The 16,531-nt window shown below is 63.2% G+C and carries 13 protein-coding genes; 5 read left to right on the top strand and 8 right to left on the bottom strand.

What is annotated here, in order from left to right:
- Positions 1-97: 97 nt before the first annotated feature.
- From pgl to tkt, 7 genes are all read right to left on the bottom strand, one after another.
- On the bottom strand, positions 98-856 hold the full coding sequence (gene pgl / locus ACLP2E_RS05620) for a 6-phosphogluconolactonase (protein ID WP_442463113.1): 759 nt from the start codon (positions 854-856) through the stop codon (positions 98-100).
- The gene (locus ACLP2E_RS05625) at positions 856-1,728 is read right to left on the bottom strand and encodes a Cof-type HAD-IIB family hydrolase (protein WP_442465379.1); all 873 of its coding nucleotides are present in this window, start codon (positions 1,726-1,728) and stop codon (positions 856-858) included. The genes pgl and ACLP2E_RS05625 overlap by 1 nt, the downstream gene beginning before the upstream one ends.
- Positions 1,725-2,582: an HAD family hydrolase gene (locus ACLP2E_RS05630; RefSeq protein WP_442463111.1), complete on the bottom strand. Its 858-nt coding sequence runs from the start codon at positions 2,580-2,582 to the stop codon at positions 1,725-1,727. Before ACLP2E_RS05630 ends, ACLP2E_RS05625 begins: the two co-directional genes overlap by 4 nt.
- Positions 2,579-4,099 (bottom strand): glucose-6-phosphate dehydrogenase, encoded by a 1,521-nt coding sequence (gene zwf, locus ACLP2E_RS05635; RefSeq protein ID WP_442463124.1) that lies wholly within the window; start codon positions 4,097-4,099, stop codon positions 2,579-2,581. The genes ACLP2E_RS05630 and zwf overlap by 4 nt, the downstream gene beginning before the upstream one ends.
- A gap of 100 nt (positions 4,100-4,199) precedes the next feature.
- Positions 4,200-5,228, bottom strand: coding sequence for a phosphogluconate dehydrogenase (NAD(+)-dependent, decarboxylating) (gene gnd / locus ACLP2E_RS05640; protein ID WP_442463110.1), 1,029 nt, complete (start codon positions 5,226-5,228; stop codon positions 4,200-4,202).
- A gap of 23 nt (positions 5,229-5,251) precedes the next feature.
- Positions 5,252-8,074, bottom strand: coding sequence for a bifunctional transaldolase/phosoglucose isomerase (locus tag ACLP2E_RS05645; protein WP_442465380.1), 2,823 nt, complete (start codon positions 8,072-8,074; stop codon positions 5,252-5,254).
- A complete protein-coding gene (tkt, locus tag ACLP2E_RS05650; protein WP_442465381.1) occupies positions 8,071-10,146 on the bottom strand; it encodes a transketolase in 2,076 nt (691 codons plus the stop codon). Before tkt ends, ACLP2E_RS05645 begins: the two co-directional genes overlap by 4 nt.
- Before the next feature lie 409 nt (positions 10,147-10,555).
- Here tkt and ACLP2E_RS05655 point away from each other — a divergent pair, with 409 nt between their 5' ends.
- Complete coding sequence (locus tag ACLP2E_RS05655) at positions 10,556-12,406, top strand: glycoside hydrolase family 15 protein (RefSeq protein ID WP_442465382.1); 1,851 nt, start codon at positions 10,556-10,558, stop codon at positions 12,404-12,406.
- Positions 12,407-12,430: 24 nt separating this feature from the next.
- Here ACLP2E_RS05655 and ACLP2E_RS05660 read toward each other — a convergent pair whose 3' ends face one another.
- Positions 12,431-13,318 carry a branched-chain amino acid aminotransferase gene (locus ACLP2E_RS05660; RefSeq protein WP_442463106.1) on the bottom strand — a complete coding sequence of 296 codons (888 nt, stop codon included), beginning with the start codon at positions 13,316-13,318 and terminating at the stop codon, positions 12,431-12,433.
- Between the two features lie 225 nt (positions 13,319-13,543).
- Here ACLP2E_RS05660 and ACLP2E_RS05665 point away from each other — a divergent pair, with 225 nt between their 5' ends.
- The 4 genes from ACLP2E_RS05665 to ACLP2E_RS05680 all read left to right on the top strand — a co-directional run.
- Positions 13,544-14,053: a MarR family winged helix-turn-helix transcriptional regulator gene (locus ACLP2E_RS05665; protein ID WP_442465383.1), complete on the top strand. Its 510-nt coding sequence runs from the start codon at positions 13,544-13,546 to the stop codon at positions 14,051-14,053.
- On the top strand, positions 14,050-14,784 hold the full coding sequence (locus ACLP2E_RS05670; protein WP_442463104.1) for a response regulator transcription factor: 735 nt from the start codon (positions 14,050-14,052) through the stop codon (positions 14,782-14,784). Before ACLP2E_RS05665 ends, ACLP2E_RS05670 begins: the two co-directional genes overlap by 4 nt.
- A complete protein-coding gene (locus ACLP2E_RS05675) occupies positions 14,781-16,148 on the top strand; it encodes an ATP-binding protein (RefSeq protein ID WP_442463103.1) in 1,368 nt (455 codons plus the stop codon). Before ACLP2E_RS05670 ends, ACLP2E_RS05675 begins: the two co-directional genes overlap by 4 nt.
- A gap of 16 nt (positions 16,149-16,164) precedes the next feature.
- Positions 16,165-16,531, top strand: a 367-nt coding sequence (locus ACLP2E_RS05680) for a DUF1186 domain-containing protein (RefSeq protein WP_442465384.1), incomplete at its 3' end; no start/stop codon positions are given.

Consider the following 16,531-nt stretch of genomic DNA (forward strand, 5'->3'; position numbering starts at 1 on the left):
CGCCCGGCGGGCCCACTCGGAGTGAAGCAGCAATATCGGCTATAGCCAAGTGTGGCGACAATCTTATTTTCAAGAAACTCCAGGAAATCGGCGATAGTCAGCCCAGCGCCTGCGCTGCGGCGGCATCGACGAACTGCCAAAGGTCGCCGACTGGATTTACGTGCGCCGCGGGCAAGGCGCCGTCGCCCCTGCGAAGGCGCGCAAAAATGGCGTTCTTTTCCTTCCCCGCCACCAGAAACGCCACCCGTCTGCTGCTCTCGATCGCCGGATAGGTCAGCGTGATGCGCGCGAGGCCCTTGGCGTCGGTGACGGCGGCGACCCAGCGCCTGCGCTCCGCGAGGGCGGCGGCGCCTGGAAACAGCGAGGCCGTGTGCCCGTCCGCGCCCAGCCCCAGCAGCGTCACCCCGAACAAGGGCCTTTTGGGGTCGAGCTTTTCGGCGCCGTAGAACGTCATGAGTTCGCGTTGGTAAGCTGCGGCGGCGGCCTCCGGGCTGAAACCCTGCGTGGGGACAGGATGGATATTTTCCGCGGGGATTGGAACATGCGAAAGCAACGCCTCGCGCGTCATGCGAAAATTGCTCTGCGGGTCATCATGCGGCACGAACCGTTCATCGCCCCAGAAGAAATGGCTTCGCGCCCATGGAAAAGCGTCGCGATAGGGCGGTCCAGCCAAGAGTTCATAAAGCGCGCGTGGCGTGGAGCCGCCCGAGAGAGCGACGCTAAAAATCCCGGCTTCCGACGTTGCGACGTCCAGCAGCCAATCCGCAGCCCGTTTTGCCAGAGTTTCGGGATCGGCCAGAATTTCCAGCCGCTGTCGGGAAACGGGCGCTGCGCCCACCTGCGAGCTGGAGGCCATCATGCTCTCCTTCGCGATGACATGCCGGCGGGATGCGAGCGCGAGTCCTGTTCCGATTGGCCCAGGACAAACCGGCGCATCGCCTTGGCGAAGCCTTCGGCGTCATTGCTGTCGGTCACCGCGCTGGCTTGCGCTTTCACTTCGTCGCTGGCGTTTCCCATGGCGATGGAAAACCCCGCCTTGCGGAACATCAGCACATCGTTCGGCATGTCACCGATGGTAACGATTCTTTCGGCGGGAATTTCCAGCAGCCTCGACAGATCGGCCGCAACCGCCCCCTTGTTGGCGCAGGGATGGGTGATGTCGAGATAATAGGGTTGCGAACGCGCGACGCTGGCTTTCGCCTCCAGGCTTTTCCTCAGCCCCGACTCGGCCGCGGCGATCAGATCGGGATCGTCGGAGACGCCGACAATTTTTGCCGCATGGGCGAGATGCGCGCTCTCGAAGCGCGGCACGACCTTGGCGGCGAATTTCACCGTCGCCGTTTCGCGCGCCACATGCGGCGCCTTCGGGTCGCGGATCAGCCATTCATCCTGCGTGTAAACCCAGGCGTCCAGACCTTCATCCAGCAGCAACTCCACAGATTTGCGCGCGGCGGACGGAGCGAGACTGCGGCTCTCGATCAAGGTGAGATCGGGATGGGTAAGCACGCCGCCGTTGAAACCGGCGATTGGGGTACGCAGCGTCAGCGGTTCGATCAGCATCGCCATCCCGCGAGGCGGCCGGCCGCTGGTGATCGCAAAAGCGATCCCGGCGTCATTGAGCTCCTTCACGGAGGCGATAGCGCGCGAAGTCAGGGTTTTTCGCGAAGTGACGAGGGTGCCGTCGACATCCGCGAGGACCAGCGAAAACTTTTTTGAAGGCGCGATCATTGGCGTTCTCCCGCCGGGCCGTCGCCAACACGATTGAGAATGAACCGCTCGACCGCCTTGGCGAAGCCGTTGTCGCGATTGCTGGCGGTCACGAAATCCGCGCGGGCTTGCACCTGCGGCGCGGCATTGCCCATGGCGATGGCGAGACCGCTTCTCTCGAACATGGCGACATCATTGGCCCCGTCGCCGATGACTGCGATCTCGGCCGCCGGCGCACCCAGAAGCTTGGCGATTTCCGACATGGCGTCGCCCTTGTTGGCGAGGGGATGCGTGATATCGAGGTAGTAGGCTTGCGACCGCGAGACGCTCGCCTGCGTCCCGAGCGCGGCGCGCAACTCCTCTTCGCAGTGGTCGAGAAGTTTGAAATCCTCGCTGACCCCGACAATCTTGGCCGATGACTCAAAAGCCCATTCGAAAGCGTCTACGCGGGTTGGCGGAAATTCGACCGTGCGTTGTTCGAGCCCGACATAGGCGCCGCCCAGATCGCGAACCAGCCAGTCCGCTCCGCTGAATATCCAGACCTCGACCTTGTGCGCATCCAGAAGAGCGATCGCCCGCCGCGCCGTTTGAGGCGGCAAGACATGCTCGGCGATGGGCGTCAGGTCGGGGCCGGTCAAGGCGCCGCCATTGAAGCCGGCGACCGGCGCCGAGATTTCGAGGGTTTCGATCAATTTGCGCAAGCCACGCGGAGGACGGCTGCTGATCAGCGAAAAAATGATCCCGTTTTCATGCAACCGCGCGACAGCGCTTTTCGCGTCCGCCGTCAATTTCTTGTCGTCGCTGACCAACGAGCCGTCGACGTCGGAGAGCAAGGCGCAGATTTTCGTCGCGGGTTGTCGCGTTTGCGCGGTCATGGTTGTCCCGAGCCCGCGTCGTCGATCGGCCGCCAGGATCTTCCGTCGCGCGCCAGAAGCGCGGCGGCTTCGCTCGGGCCGGCGCTGCCGGAGGGATAGGCGGGCATTTCCGCAGCGCTCCCGGGGGCCCAGGCGTCGAGCACCGGCTGCACGATGCGCCAGGTCTGCTCGACCATGTCGGCGCGCATGAACAAGGTCTGGTCGCCGATCATCACGTCGTAGATCAGCGTCTCGTAGCCGACATTGGCCTCCTTCGGGAACCAGTCGTTATAGCGAAAATCCATTTTCACCGAGGCCAGATCCATCGCCGGGCCCGGCCGCTTGATTTCAAACTGCAGGGAAATCCCTTCGTCCGGCGCGATGCGCAGCAGCAGCCAGTTGGGTCGCAACGCGTCGACATGCGTCTCCTGAAACGGCGTGTAGGGCGCCTGCTTGAAGCGGATGGCGATTTCGGTCACGCGCTGCGAAAGGTGCTTGCCGGTGCGCAGGTAGAACGGCACGCCGGCCCAGCGCCAATTGTCGACTTCAAGCCGCATTGCGACATAGGTTTCGATGTTGGAGTCCGGCGCGACATTCGCCTCTTGCCGATAGGGCTTTGCGGGTTTGTCCAGCACCTCGCCGGCGCCATATTGGCCGCGCACCGCGCGATGGGGCTTCACCTCGGGAATGGCGGCCAGCACTTCGGCCTTTTTCGAGCGAATGGTCGCGGCGTCAAAGCCGACGGGCGGCTCCATCGCCACCATCGACAAAAGGGTCAGCAGATGGTTGGGCAGCATGTCGCGCAACGCGCCTGTAGCCTCGTAGAATTTGCCCCTTGTCTCCACGCCGACCGTTTCCGCTGCAGTGATCTGCACGTGGTCGATGCGGTCGCGGTTCCAGATCGGTTCGAACAGGCCGTTGCCGAAGCGGAAGGCCATGATGCTCTGGACCGTGTCCTTGCCGAGAAAATGATCGATCCTGAAAATCTGGTCTTCGTGCAGGATGTTTCGCAGCCGCGCGTTCAATTTCCGCGCCGAATCCAGGTCATGGCCAAAGGGCTTTTCGATCACCACGCGCCGCCAGAATTTTGCGTGGCCGTTCGCCTCCAGCGGTTGTTCGACCAGCTTCGCCTTGCAAAGCTGCTCCACGACCGTGCAGAACTGTTGCGCGGCGATGGCCAGATAGAAGATCGCGTTGCCCTGTGTCTTGTTGTCCCGTTCGGCCTGGTCGAGGGCGCCGCGCAGCCTTTCGTAAAGCGCCGGTTCTGTCAGATCGCCCCGGACATAGATCATTTTCTCGGCAAGCCGTCGCCACGCCCCCGCATCGATGTTGTCGGGATCGAATTCGGCATTGGCGGCGCCGATGAATTTTTTCAACGAACCGTAAAGATCGTTGCGCCAATCCTCCGTCGTCATGTTCCCCCGCGCCACGCCGATCAGCGTGAAACTCTCCGGCAGGGCGTTGGTGCGGGAAAGATTGTAGAGCGCCGGGATCACCAGCCGGTGCGTCAGGTCGCCGGTGGCGCCGAAAAGCACCATCGAGCAGGGATCGGCCGGCCTCGGGGCGCGGCGCGGCGGCGACGACATCATCTGCGCCACCATTTGCGCAGTCTGGGTTTGATCCATGCTGGCCATGGCTTTATCTCGAAGCTTGCCGGCGGGTCGCAGTCTTCGACGCCGGATCAATGGGCTCCTGACCTTCGACATGGCCGCCGAAACCGAACCGCATCGCCGAAAGCAGCTTCTCGCCAAAACTATGCGTTTGTCGCGAGCGGAACCTTGTGTAGAGCGCGGTGGAGAGGACAGTCGCGGGAACCGATTCCTCTATCGCCGCCTCGACGGTCCAGCGGCCTTCGCCGGAATCCTGAACATAGCCGGAGAAGTTTTCGAGGCTCGCATCCTTCGTCAGAGCCGCCGCGCCAAGGTCGAGCAGCCAGGACGAAATGACGCTGCCGCGCCGCCAGACTTCGGCGATGTCGGCCAGGTTCAGCTCGAAGCGTTCGCCTGAGGGAAGGTCCGTCGAATCCTTGTTGCGCAGGATCTCGAAGCCTTCGGCATAGGCCTGCATCAAGCCGTACTCGATGCCGTTATGCACCATCTTGACGAAATGACCGGCGCCCGAAGGCCCGGCGTGAATATAGCCGCGCTCGGCGCGCGGATCGCCCTTGTCGCGGCCGGGCGTACGCGGGATGTCGCCGCAGCCGGGCGCCAGCGCCGAGAAGATCGGGTCGAGAAAATCAACCGCCTCCTTGGGGCCGCCGACCATCATGCAATAGCCGCGCTCAACGCCCCAGATACCGCCGGATGTTCCGCAATCGACGTAGCGAATATTCTTCTCGGCCAGCTTTCTGGCGCGGCTTATGTCGTCCTTGTAGAAAGAATTGCCGCCATCGACGATAATGTCGCCCTGCTCCAGCAAAGCGGCGATCGCTGTGACCGTTTCCTCGGTCACCAGACCGGCGGGCAGCATCAGCCAGATCACGCGCGGCTTGTCGCCGAGCTGTTTCACCAGGTCCGCCAGCGAGTGGGATGCGGTCGCTCCGTCCTTGGCCAGCGCCTCGCGGGGCTGGGCGGAGTGATCGTAGACGACGCATTGATGTCCCGCCTTCATAAGGCGACGGGCCATGTTGCCGCCCATCCGGCCCAGTCCGATCATGCCAATCCGCATCGTTGCACTCCTGGCGAAAGCGTTCACGCGAGAGCCTCTGCGATCCCTCGCGCCAATTCGGCCATGCCTGCATCGACATCCCTGAGATGGACCCGCAACGCGCGCCGGCCGCGTTGCGCCAGCACGTCGAAATCGCCCCGCGCCTGCGCCGCCTTGACGACGCCAAAACTGTACGAATGGCCCGGAACGTCGATATCATAGGGATCGTCGCAGGTGATCTGAAGGAACACGCCGGTGTTCGGGCCGCCCTTGTAGGCTTGCCCGGTCGAATGCTGGAAACGGGGTCCAAAGCCCAGGCAGGTCGCGGCGCGGGTCTTGTCGCGGATTTCCGCGCGAACGTCGGCCAGGGTCTTTTCATGCGCTGCGTTGCGTTCAACATAGGCGAGCAGGGCGACATAATCGCCGGCATGGGCGCGGCCGAAATGGCTTTTCAGATAGCCGGCTAGCGTGTCGTGCCGGCCAAGCTCGGCGGCGTTGCGAGGATCGGCGTATAGCGCCAACCCGTTCTCGCGAAATAGCGGCGCCTCGTCGGGAAGGCGGCGCGATTTTTCGTAAGACTCGGTCAGCTCTTTCGTGCGCATCTTGCTCGCCTCGACATCGGGCTGGTCGAACGGGTGGATGCCGATGATCGCGCCGGCGACCGCCGTGGCGATCTCCCAGCGGAAGAACTCGCCGGCAATATGCCAGATGTCCTTCACCCGGATGATGGCGACCGGATGGCTGGCCTTTTCCAGCGCCTCGATGGCCGCGCTTTGCGCTGGATCGCTCCGCCCCTCCAGCTCCAGATAGGCGAAGATTCGGTCGTGGCTATAGTTTTCCGGCGCAGCAAGCGGTTCCCCAGCCAGTGGAATCAGGCCGCGACCCTGTTTGCCCGTGCTCTCGGCCAGAAGTTGCTCAAGCCACGCGCCGAAGCTGGCTAGGCCGGGCGAAGCGACGATCGTCACCTTATCGCGACCGAAGCGCGTCGCGGCCACGCCCAGGGCGACTCCCAGTTCCACGCCGGGATTTTCCTGCGGCGGAACATCCGGGCCGCAGCTTCTTTCCATTTCAAGCCCGGTCTCCAACAGGCGCCGGACGTCGAGACCCATCGCCGCCGCCGGCGCGACGCCGAATTCCGAAAGAACGGAATAGCGCCCGCCAATCGACGGCGCCCCATGGGCGACATGGGCGAAATGCAGCTCCTTGGCGCGCTGTTCGAGCGAAGAGCCGGGATCGGTCACGGCGATGAACGAGTGGCCAGCGTTCTCAACGCCGGGCACGGCGCCGACCCGCTCAAAGAAATAATCCAGCAGGATATTGGGCTCCAGCGTCCCGCCCGATTTGGAAGAGACGATGAACAGCGTCTTGTCCAAGTCGATCGCTTCCTCCACCGCCTTGATCTGGGCGGGATCGGTGCTGTCCAGCATGTGAAAGCGCGGCCAGCCGGATTGCGGTCCGAAAATTTCAGCCACCACTTCAGGCCCAAGGCTCGACCCGCCCATTCCCAGCAGGAGAACGTCGGCGAAACCGCGCTGCTTGATTTCTTCCGCCATCGTCGTCGGGCTCGCCGCAAGCTCCTGCTCGACGATATGCAGCCAGCCGAGCCATTTGTCCTCGTCGGTCCCGGTCCACAGCGACTTGTCGCCGGCCCAAAGACGGCGAATGAGCCCCTCCTTGCGCCAAAGCTCCATTTCCTCGTCGAGGGCGGCGCGCATTTCCGCCGAACCGGCCCGGATATCGAGACTTCGACGTTCGCCGTCGAGCAGGATGCGGCGCTGCTTCGCCAGGGCGGCAAAAAGCTTGTCGAACGCGTCGGCGAATTGCCGCACGCCGTCTTCGACGAGTTGCCGCGTGATCTCAATGAGCGAAACGCCCCGCTTCTCCAATTCGGACAGCGTTTTTTTTGCCCCGGCGAGATCATGCTCGATGGCGCCGGGTTCGATCTTGCCATGGTCGCGGAAGGCGTCCATCGTTGCGGGCGGCATGGTGTTCACCGTATCGACGCCGATCAGGTCTTCGACGTAGATCGTGTCCCTGTACGACGGATTCTTGGCGCTGGTGGAGGCCCAGAGCAGCCGCTGCGTCCTGGCGCCAGCGTCGGCCAAAGCCTGCCAGCGCGGCCCGGAAAACAGGGCCTTGTAACGGTCGTAGGCGATCTTGGCGTTGGCGATCGCCGCTTTGCCGCGAAGGCGATCGCCCGCTTGCCTGTCGGCCAGCTCGGCGAGCCGCTTGTCGACTTCGGTGTCGATGCGGCTGACGAAAAAACTGGCGACGCTGGCGACGTTCGAAACATCGCCGCCCGCTTGCAAAAGCTCCTCAAGCCCGGCGATATAGGCCTCGACCACCTGCTCGTAGACCTCCACGGAAAACAAGAGGGTGATGTTGATGTTCAATCCGCGCGCGATCAGCCGGCGAATGGCGGGTATGCCGGCGGGGGTCGCGGGAACCTTCACCAGCAGGTTGGAGCGCTCGACGGCTTGCCACAGCCGCAGCGCTTCCGCCACTGTGGCCTCGGTATCGTTGGCGAGGTAGGGCGAGCATTCGAGGCTGACATAGCCATCGCGGCCTTGCGTCTGCTCATGGACGGGACGCAGGATGTCGGCGGCGGCGCGTATGTCGGCGATGGCCAGATGTTCGTAGATTTCCGAAACGCCACGGTCGCCCTCTGCGAGAAATTGCTTGAGCGCGTCGGCATATTCGTCGGATTCGCCGATGGCTTTTTCGAAAATCGAAGGGTTGGAAGTGACGCCTTTCAAGCCGTCGCGCTCGATCGATCCTTGAAGGTCGCCGTTTTCGATGAAGCTGCGCTTGAGATAATCAAGCCAGGGAGATTGCCCGCAGGTAGCGAGCCGCTTCAGCGTGTTCATCGCGATCTCCCCCGGCCTCGCTCGAGTTGCCGCCGCGCGGCGGCGAGCACCGCCTCACGGGTAAAGCCGAACTTCTTCAAAAGATCCGCGATCGGCGCCGAAGCGCCAAAACCGTGCATGCCGATCTTTTCGCCGGTCGCTCCGGCGTAGCGATCCCAGCCGATCGTCGAGGCCGCTTCGACCGAAACCCGCGCGGTGATTTCCGGCGGCAGAATCTCGTCGCGATAGGCTTGATCCTGTTGTTCGAACAATTCCCACGAAGGCATGCTCACGACACGCGCGGCAATGCCGTCGCGTTCGAGCTGCTCGAAGGCTTCCAGGCATAAAGACACTTCGCTGCCGGTCCCGATCAGGATCACCGCCGGGTTTTTTTTAGGCGAGTCGGCCAGCACATAGGCGCCCCGGGCGACGCCCCCGGCGGAAGCGTAGCGCGCGCGATCGATGGTCGGCAGTTTCTGGCGGGTCAGCGCCAGGCAGACAGGCTGCGTCTGCCGGATGATGACGCGCCAGGCTTCGACCACTTCGTTGGCGTCGGCGGGTCGCAGCGTCACCAGTCTCGGCACCGCGCGCAGCCCGACGAGTTGCTCGATCGGCTGGTGGGTCGGGCCGTCCTCGCCGAGGCCGATGGAATCATGGGTGAAAACATAGATCACCGGCAGGCCCATCAGGGCGCTCAGCCGGATCGCCGGCTTCATGTAATCGGAGAAGATCAGGAAGCTCGAGCCGTAGACGCGCAGCTTGGACAAGGCCAGGCCATTCAGGATCGCGCCCATGGCGTGTTCCCGGATGCCGAAATGCAGGTTGCGTCCGCCATAATAGCCGGACTCGAATTCTCCAGCCCCCTCGAACGTCAGGTCGGTCTTGGTCGAGGGCGCGAGATCGGCCGCGCCGCCGATCAGCCAGGGAAAATGCGCGGCGATGGCGTTAAGCGCTTTCCCCGACGACTCGCGGGTGGCGAGCCCTTTGGCGTCGGGGGCGAAGCTTGGCAGAGCGCTGTCCCAGCCCTTGGGTAATTCTCCCCGCTGCATCTGGTCGAGGCGCGCCGCCAGTTCTGGATGTTTTTCGCGATAGTCCTGCATGCGCTCAAGCCAGCTTCGCCGCAACTCGCCGCCGCGGCGGCCGGAGCTTTCGTGAAAATGTTCGCGTACGCCATCGGGCACGAGAAAGCTGGATTCTTCCGGCCAACCATAGGCGCGCTTGGTAAGGCGGACCTCCTCGACGCCGAGCGCTTCGCCATGGGCGGCGCTGGTGTCGTGCTTGTGCGGCGCCCCATATCCGATGTGGCTCTCCACAATGATCAGCATTGGCGCGTCCGGCGAGGCTTTGAACGCCTTGAGCGCCTCGGCCATCCGCCTGGTGTCGTTGGCGTCGCCGACGTGCTGGACATTCCAGCCATAGGCGCGGAAGCGCGCAGCCACGTCATCGCTGAACGCCAGTTCCGTGTGGCCCTCGATCGTCACCTGATTGGAATCGTAGATCCAGCAGAGATTGCCGAGCATCAGATGCCCGGCGAGCGAAGCCGCCTCGTTGCTGACGCCTTCCATCATGTCGCCGTCGCTGCAGATGGCGTAGACGTCGTAATCGACGATCTTGAGGCCCGGCCGGTTGAAATTCTGCGCCAGCCAGCGCTCGCCCATCGCCATGCCGACGCTCATGCCGCAGCCCTGGCCAAGCGGGCCGGTGGTCGCTTCGACGCCGGTGGTGATGTGATGCTCGGGATGACCTGGGCATCTGCTGTCAAGCTGGCGGAAGGCCTTGATGTCGTCCAGCGAGACCGCAGGCTGGTCGAGAATTTCATGCGCGGCGTTGACTGCTTTTACGCCCGCGAGATGCAGCGTCGCGTAGAGCAGCATCGACGCGTGTCCATTGGACAGGATGAAACGGTCGCGGTTGAGCCAGGTGGGGTCTTCCGGGTCATAGCGCAAAAATTGACGCCAGAGGGTGTACATCACCGGCGCCAGGGCCATCGGCGCTCCGGGGTGCCCCGATTCGGCCTTCTGCACGGCGTCCATCGACAGCGTGCGGATCGTGTCGATGCAAACGTCGTCGATCGGACGGCTGGCCAGCGCCACTTGCGCGTTTGAATCGGCAGGACGGCGCGTGGGCGCTCGCTCGCTTGTCGGGCGCCCGCGCCTCGGCTTTGCCAATGAGCGGGCGGTTTGGGCGGCGTTTTTCTCCGGCGCGGAAGATTTGGCATTCCGCGGAGCGGAAGATTTGGCCTGTTCTCGATCGGTCATGTTTCCTCCGCGCCGCAGCGAGAGATGAATGGGAGTCGAGCAGAAATGAAGGGCTGGACTCGCTAGGCTAAACTCCGCAGGAAGGCGAAAAAACTTCCGATTCTGCCGCGGCCTGCGCAACGCTTTGGGGCGCGTGACAGTTTCGCAAGGCGGTGCAGGCGGCGGCGTCTCACCCGCCTATAACGCCGGGCCCGCGAATTTGATCGATCCGTTCCGACTCTTTTTCAGCCGAGAGCAAGGAAGATTGGAACCGTGGAGGCATTTGCGCATGACCGCCCGCATAGAAGACTATGGATTGATCGGCGATGGCGAAACGGCGGCGCTTGTGTCCAGGGACGGATCGATCGACTGGCTGTGCTGGCCGCGATTTGACTCGAGCGCATGCTTTGCCGCCCTGCTCGGGGACACCGGCAACGGCCGCTGGCGCGTGACGCCGAAGAGCGAAAATCCGCGAATGGAGCGGCGTTACAGGCCGAATACGCTGATTCTCGAAACGAGCTTCGTCTCAAAAGAAGGCGAGGTCACTTTGATCGACTTCTTTCCGTTGCGCGGCCGCGCGTCTCAAATCGTGCGTCTGGTCGTCGGCAAGCGCGGCGCCGTTCGAATGCATTCCGAACTGGTCATCCGCTTCGACTACGGCGCCTCCATTCCCTGGGTGCGGCGAACGGATGACGGCGCGCTTCTGGCGATTTCCGGTCCCGACAAGGTTGTCCTTTACACGCCCGTCCAGCTTCGCGGCGAAGGCATGACGACCGTCGCCGAATTCACGGTTTCAGCCGGGCAAACCATTCCGTTCGTTCTCATGCATACTCAGTCGCATCTTCCAACGCCCGACCCCGTCGATGCGCTGGACGCCTTGCGGCAGACACAACAATTCTGGGAGGGCTGGGCGGCGGCCCATCGGAACAAAGGCGTCGCTGACGCCTATGCGAGCGCCGTGACCCGATCGCTCATCACCCTCAAGGCGCTGATCTACGCGCCGACAGGCGGCATCGTCGCCGCTCCGACGACGTCGCTGCCGGAACGGATCGGCGGCCCCCGCAACTGGGACTACCGCATCTGCTGGTTGCGCGACGCAACGCTGACGCTGCTCGCCTTCATGAACGCCGGCTATTACGATGAAGCCCGGGACTGGCGAGACTGGCTGCTTCGCGCCGCCGCAGGGAGTCCTTCCCAGATGCAGATCATGTACGGGCTGGCGGGAGAAAAGCGCCTGGCGGAATGGGAGGTCCCCTGGCTGGCTGGCTACGAGGGCTCGAAGCCGGTGCGGGTCGGCAATGCCGCCTCCGAGCAACTGCAGATCGATGTCTTCGGCGAAGTCATGGATGCGCTGCACCAGGCGCGCGTGGGCACCCTGCGAAATCCCGGCGAAGGTTGGGATTTCCAGCGCGCGCTAACCGACCACGTCGAAGAAATATGGTCGTCGGCCGACGAGGGAATTTGGGAAGTGCGCGGCGGCCGCCAGCAGTTCACCCATTCGAAAGTGATGGCCTGGGTGGCGTTGGACCGCGCCATCAAGAGCGCCGAGACTTTCGGTCTCGAAGGGCCGGTCGACCGATGGCGCAAGCTCCGCGATAAAATTCACCGGGATGTCTGCGAAAAGGCGTTTAACCGCAGTCTCGGGGCCTTCGTCCAGGCTTACGGATCGGAAAATCTCGACGCCAGCACCCTGCTGATTCCCGCAGTCGGCTTCCTGACGGCGACCGACCCGCGCGTCAAAGGCACCATCGAGGCGATCGAGCGCAAGCTCATGCCGGACGGGTTGGTGCTGAGATACGAAACCGGCGAGACGCGCGACGGCCTGCCGCCGGGAGAAGGCGCCTTCCTGGCCTGCAGTTTCTGGCTGGCGGACGCCTATATTCTGGCCGGGAGGCGCGATGACGCGCGAAAGCTTTACGAGCGGCTGCTCTCATTGCGCAACGATCTCGGCCTGCTGTCGGAAGAATACGACCCGCGGGCCAAGCGGCTGCTTGGCAATTTTCCGCAGGCCTTCTCCCATATCGCCATGATCAACACGGCGCATAATATCAACACTCACGCCAGGCCGTGCCAGCAGCGCTCGGGGCTAGCGTTGCACGCCGCAGCGGAAAAGTGACGCGTCGCCTTTCAATGCCTGCTGTCAGGCTGCCGCCTTCTGCGGCTGCGTGGCCTTGGCGTATTCCTCGATCAGAACGCGCGAAATGGCGCCCGGCGCGAAATTATAGGGGCCGATCTCCGAGACCGGCGTGACTTCGGCGCCCGTGCCGCAGATGAAGCATTCCTCGAAGCTCGCCAGTTCTTCCGGCATGATGCGCCGTTCGATGACTTCGATGCCGCGAGCCCTGGCGAGGCCGATCACCGTCTGTCGGGTGATGCCATTCAGGAAGCAATCGGCGATCGGCGTATGGATCGCGCCGTCCTTGGTGAACAGGATGTTGGCGCCGGTGCATTCGGCGACGCGTCCCTGCCAGTCGAGCATCAGGGCGTCGGCATAGCCGCGCCGCTCCGCGCGGTGCTTCGAGATGGTGCAGATCATATAGAGGCCGGCGGCCTTTGAATGGCACGGCGCGGTCAGCGGATCGGGGCGGCGGTATTCCGCGATGTCGACCTTGATGCCCTTCATCTTGGTCTCGACGTCGAACATCGATGGCCAGTCCCAGCAGGCGATGGCGACATGGATTGTGGCGTGTTGCGCCGCCACCGCCATCATTTCCGAACCGCGCCAGGCGACCGGACGGACATAGCAGTTGTCAAAGCCGTTCTTCGCCACCACCAGAGCCTTGGCGGCGCCAATCTCCTCGACCGAATAGGGGATCTCGAAATCGAGCAGGTTGGCGGAATTCCTGAAACGCTCGGAATGTTCGCGCGACTTGAAGATCACGCCGCCATAGGCCCGCTCGCCCTCGAAACAGCAGGAGGCGTAATGCAGGCCATGCGACAGGACATGAAGCTTGGCGTCTTGCCATGGAACGAGCGCGCCATCCATCCAGATGAACCCGTCGCGCTGGTCGAAAGGCAGGACAGACATCGCAAGCTCCTTGTAAAACGGCTTGTGCGAGTTTTCGGCGATTCGCCAATCGCAAAAACTCGGATTTCCATGGGTTTCACGGCGCTTCGCGCAAAAGCGGCGAATAAATCGTGCTTTCATTTTGGCACGCCGCAGCGGACTTGACGACTAGCAATCGACCTGAAATATGTCAATAGAACTGACATATTTTCCGGCCTGCCGCCGGGAGGGATTTGGGGCGTCGGCATGGAAGACGCTGTTCAGGGAAAGGCCACGCCGCTGCGCGCGGTTTCGCGGGACGCGGAGGCTTGTAAGGAAATCCCGCAGGAGCCGATGTTCGACCTGATCGAACTGTTCTTTTTCGCCTATCGCGATTTCGTCGGCGATGCGGACCGGCTGCTGCTGCGCTATAATTTCGGGCGCGCCCATCACCGCGTGCTTTATTTCGTCGATCGCCGTCCCGGCCTCGCGGTCGCCGAACTGCTGGACCTCCTGAAAATCACCAAGCAGAGCCTGTCTCGCGTGCTCAAAGATCTGCTCGACCAGAACTATCTCGAACAAAAGCTCGGCCTGTCCGACCGGCGCCAGCGCCTGCTCTATCCCACCGACAAGGGCCGCGCCCTGGCGCTGGATCTGGCGCAGCTGCAATCGCGCCGTTTCGCCCGCGCGCTGGAAAGCCTGCCGGCCGGGACGCGCGAACAGACGACGGCTTTTCTTGCCGCCATTCGCGATTCCGCGCCGGGAGAGACGCCATGAACCCGCCCGAAACCGTCGCCCCCGCCGACGACGCCATGCATCTGCTGATCGTCGACGACGACCGGCGCATTCGCCAGCTGCTCACCCGCTTCTTGCAAAGCGAGGGTTTTCGCGTCACGGCGGCGGTGAGCGCCGAGGACGCTTATGCCCGCCTGCGCGGCCTGCATTTCGACCTGATCATTCTCGACGTGATGATGCCTGGACAGAGCGGCTATGAATTCGCCGCGCGGATTCGCGCCGAAAATTCGCATTTGGCCGAGGCGCCGATCCTTATGCTGACCGCCCGCGCGGAGACGGAAGACCGGGTCAGGGGGCTTGAAGCCGGCGCCGACGATTATCTGTCGAAACCCTTCGATCCGCGCGAATTGGCCCTGCGTGTCGCCTCCATCTTGCGCCGCTCGGCTCCGCGCATGGCGGCGCAGGGCGCGCCGGGCCAGAACGCCGTCCGCTTTGGCGATTTCACCTTCGATCCCGACCGGGGCGAATTGCGCCAGGGCGACGACATCATCCGCATCACCGAGCGCGAGCGCGACATGCTGCGCATTCTCGTTGAAAATCCCGGCGAGACGGTTTCGCGCGAGGCGCTCGGCGGGGGAGGGGGCGCGGCCAACGAGCGCACCGTCGATGTGCAGGTCAACCGGCTGCGAAGAAAGATCGAGACCGATCCGGCCAATCCCCTGCATTTGCAGACCGTGCGCGGACTCGGTTACAAACTGGCGATCGAGCGATGAATCCGGCGGCCAAAGCGCTGCTCATGGGCCGCCGCTTCTGGCGCCATTTTTCGCGCGCGCTCGCCGGAATCATGCCCAAGGGGCTTTACGCCCGCTCGCTGCTGATCGTCATCATACCCATGGTCATCCTGCAATCGGCCATCGCGCTGGTGTTCATGGAGCGCCATTGGAATTTGGTGACTTTTCGCCTCTCCAATGCGGTGACGCAGGATATTGCCGCGCTGATCGACATGCACCGCGATTTCGGCAAGCTCGATCCCGACAATTCCAAACTGGAGACCATCGCCCGCCAGAGGCTCAATCTCGAAGCGGAGATCCTGCCCGCCGGGCCGCTGCCGCCGGCTTTGCCCAGACCCTTCTTCTCGCTGGTCGACAAGGCCATGTCGTCGGAAATCGAGCGGCTGATCCGCCTGCCGTTCTGGATCGACACGGTGGGCAAGTCCGATTTCATCGAGGTGCGCATCGACATGGGCGACGCGATTCTGCGCGTCGTCGCCCATCGCAGCCAGGCCTATGCCTCCAACACCCATATTTTCATCGTCTGGATGGTTGGCACGGCGCTGGTGCTGATCGTCGTCGCCATATTGTTCATGCGCAACCAGATCAGGCCCATTCTCGCCTTGGCCGACGCGGCGGAGGAATTCGGCAAGGGGCGCGAGGTCGAATTCCGCCCGCGCGGCGCGCGCGAAGTGCGGCGCGCGTCTTACGCTTTTCTTGAAATGAAGCGGCGCATCGAACGGGCGATGGAGCAGCGCACGACCATGCTCAACGGCGTCAGCCACGATCTGCGCACCATCCTGACCCGCTTCAAACTATCGCTCGCCCTGCTCGACGACGAGGCGGAAGTCGAGGAACTCACCGGCGACGTCGATGAAATGCAGCGCATGCTGGAAGCCTATCTGGCCTTTGCACGTGGAGATATCGGGGAACTCGCGTCGCCGACCGACATACCGGCCATGCTGGAAACCCTCCGGCAGGAGTCGGAACGTCTCGGCCACGAAACCGATGTGGTTTACGCCGGCGAACCTGTCGCGACGGTACGGCCCGACGCGTTCAAGCGTTGTCTCGCCAATCTGCTCAACAACGCCCTGCGGCATGGCGAGAAGATCAGGCTGGAAGGCTCGTGCGACCAGAAATTCCTGATGATCCATGTCGATGACGACGGCCCGGGCATCCCGCCCGACGCGCGCGAAAACGTCTTTCGCCCCTTCGTGCGACTGGACGAAGCGCGCAATCAGGACGAGGGCGGCACCGGCTTGGGACTTTCCATCGCCCGCGACATCGCGCGGTCGCACGGCGGCGATGTTTTTCTGGTAAACAGTCCGCTCGGCGGCCTTCGAGCCAGCGTCCGCGTGCCGGTTTGACTTCCAGGAGAGCGAAATGAATCTCGTTGAAATGGCTCTGGCCGATCTCGCCGGGGCGGAGACTTTTCCGCTCGACGCGATTCTCACCTTGCGGCAGAAATGGGCCTCGGCAAAGGAGCCCCTGCTGGCGAGCCTGAACGCCTGCGCTTCGGGCGTCGACCGCACCCCGGAGAATGCCGAGACAGTGTTTTTCGCCCTGCACCTGCTCGCGGAAAAGCGCGAGACGGAAGCTTTCGCGCCACTGGTCTCGATGGCGCTGGAAGGCGACCAACTCTATGAGATCATCGGCGACGCCACCACCGAAACCCTGCCGCAGATCTTTCTCAGCCTTTACGATGGCGATCTGGAAAAGCTCAAGGGCCTGATTGCGGCGCCGGGCGCCG

Source organism: Rhodoblastus sp., from assembly GCF_052145335.1.
GTDB lineage: Bacteria > Pseudomonadota > Alphaproteobacteria > Rhizobiales > Beijerinckiaceae > Rhodoblastus.

Coding starts and splice junctions, on each gene's coding strand:
- gnd (WP_442463110.1), bottom strand. CDS start 5,228: ATGCGGATTGGCATGATCGGACTGGGCCGGATGGGCGGCAACATGGCC.
- ACLP2E_RS05625 (WP_442465379.1), bottom strand. CDS start 1,728: ATGATCGCGCCTTCAAAAAAGTTTTCGCTGGTCCTCGCGGATGTCGAC.
- pgl (WP_442463113.1), bottom strand. CDS start 856: ATGGCCTCCAGCTCGCAGGTGGGCGCAGCGCCCGTTTCCCGACAGCGG.
- ACLP2E_RS05670 (WP_442463104.1), top strand. CDS start 14,050: ATGAACCCGCCCGAAACCGTCGCCCCCGCCGACGACGCCATGCATCTG.
- zwf (WP_442463124.1), bottom strand. CDS start 4,099: ATGGTGCTTTTCGGCGCCACCGGCGACCTGACGCACCGGCTGGTGATC.
- ACLP2E_RS05665 (WP_442465383.1), top strand. CDS start 13,544: ATGGAAGACGCTGTTCAGGGAAAGGCCACGCCGCTGCGCGCGGTTTCG.
- ACLP2E_RS05660 (WP_442463106.1), bottom strand. CDS start 13,318: ATGTCTGTCCTGCCTTTCGACCAGCGCGACGGGTTCATCTGGATGGAT.
- ACLP2E_RS05645 (WP_442465380.1), bottom strand. CDS start 8,074: ATGAACACGCTGAAGCGGCTCGCTACCTGCGGGCAATCTCCCTGGCTT.
- ACLP2E_RS05675 (WP_442463103.1), top strand. CDS start 14,781: ATGAATCCGGCGGCCAAAGCGCTGCTCATGGGCCGCCGCTTCTGGCGC.
- ACLP2E_RS05630 (WP_442463111.1), bottom strand. CDS start 2,582: ATGACCGCGCAAACGCGACAACCCGCGACGAAAATCTGCGCCTTGCTC.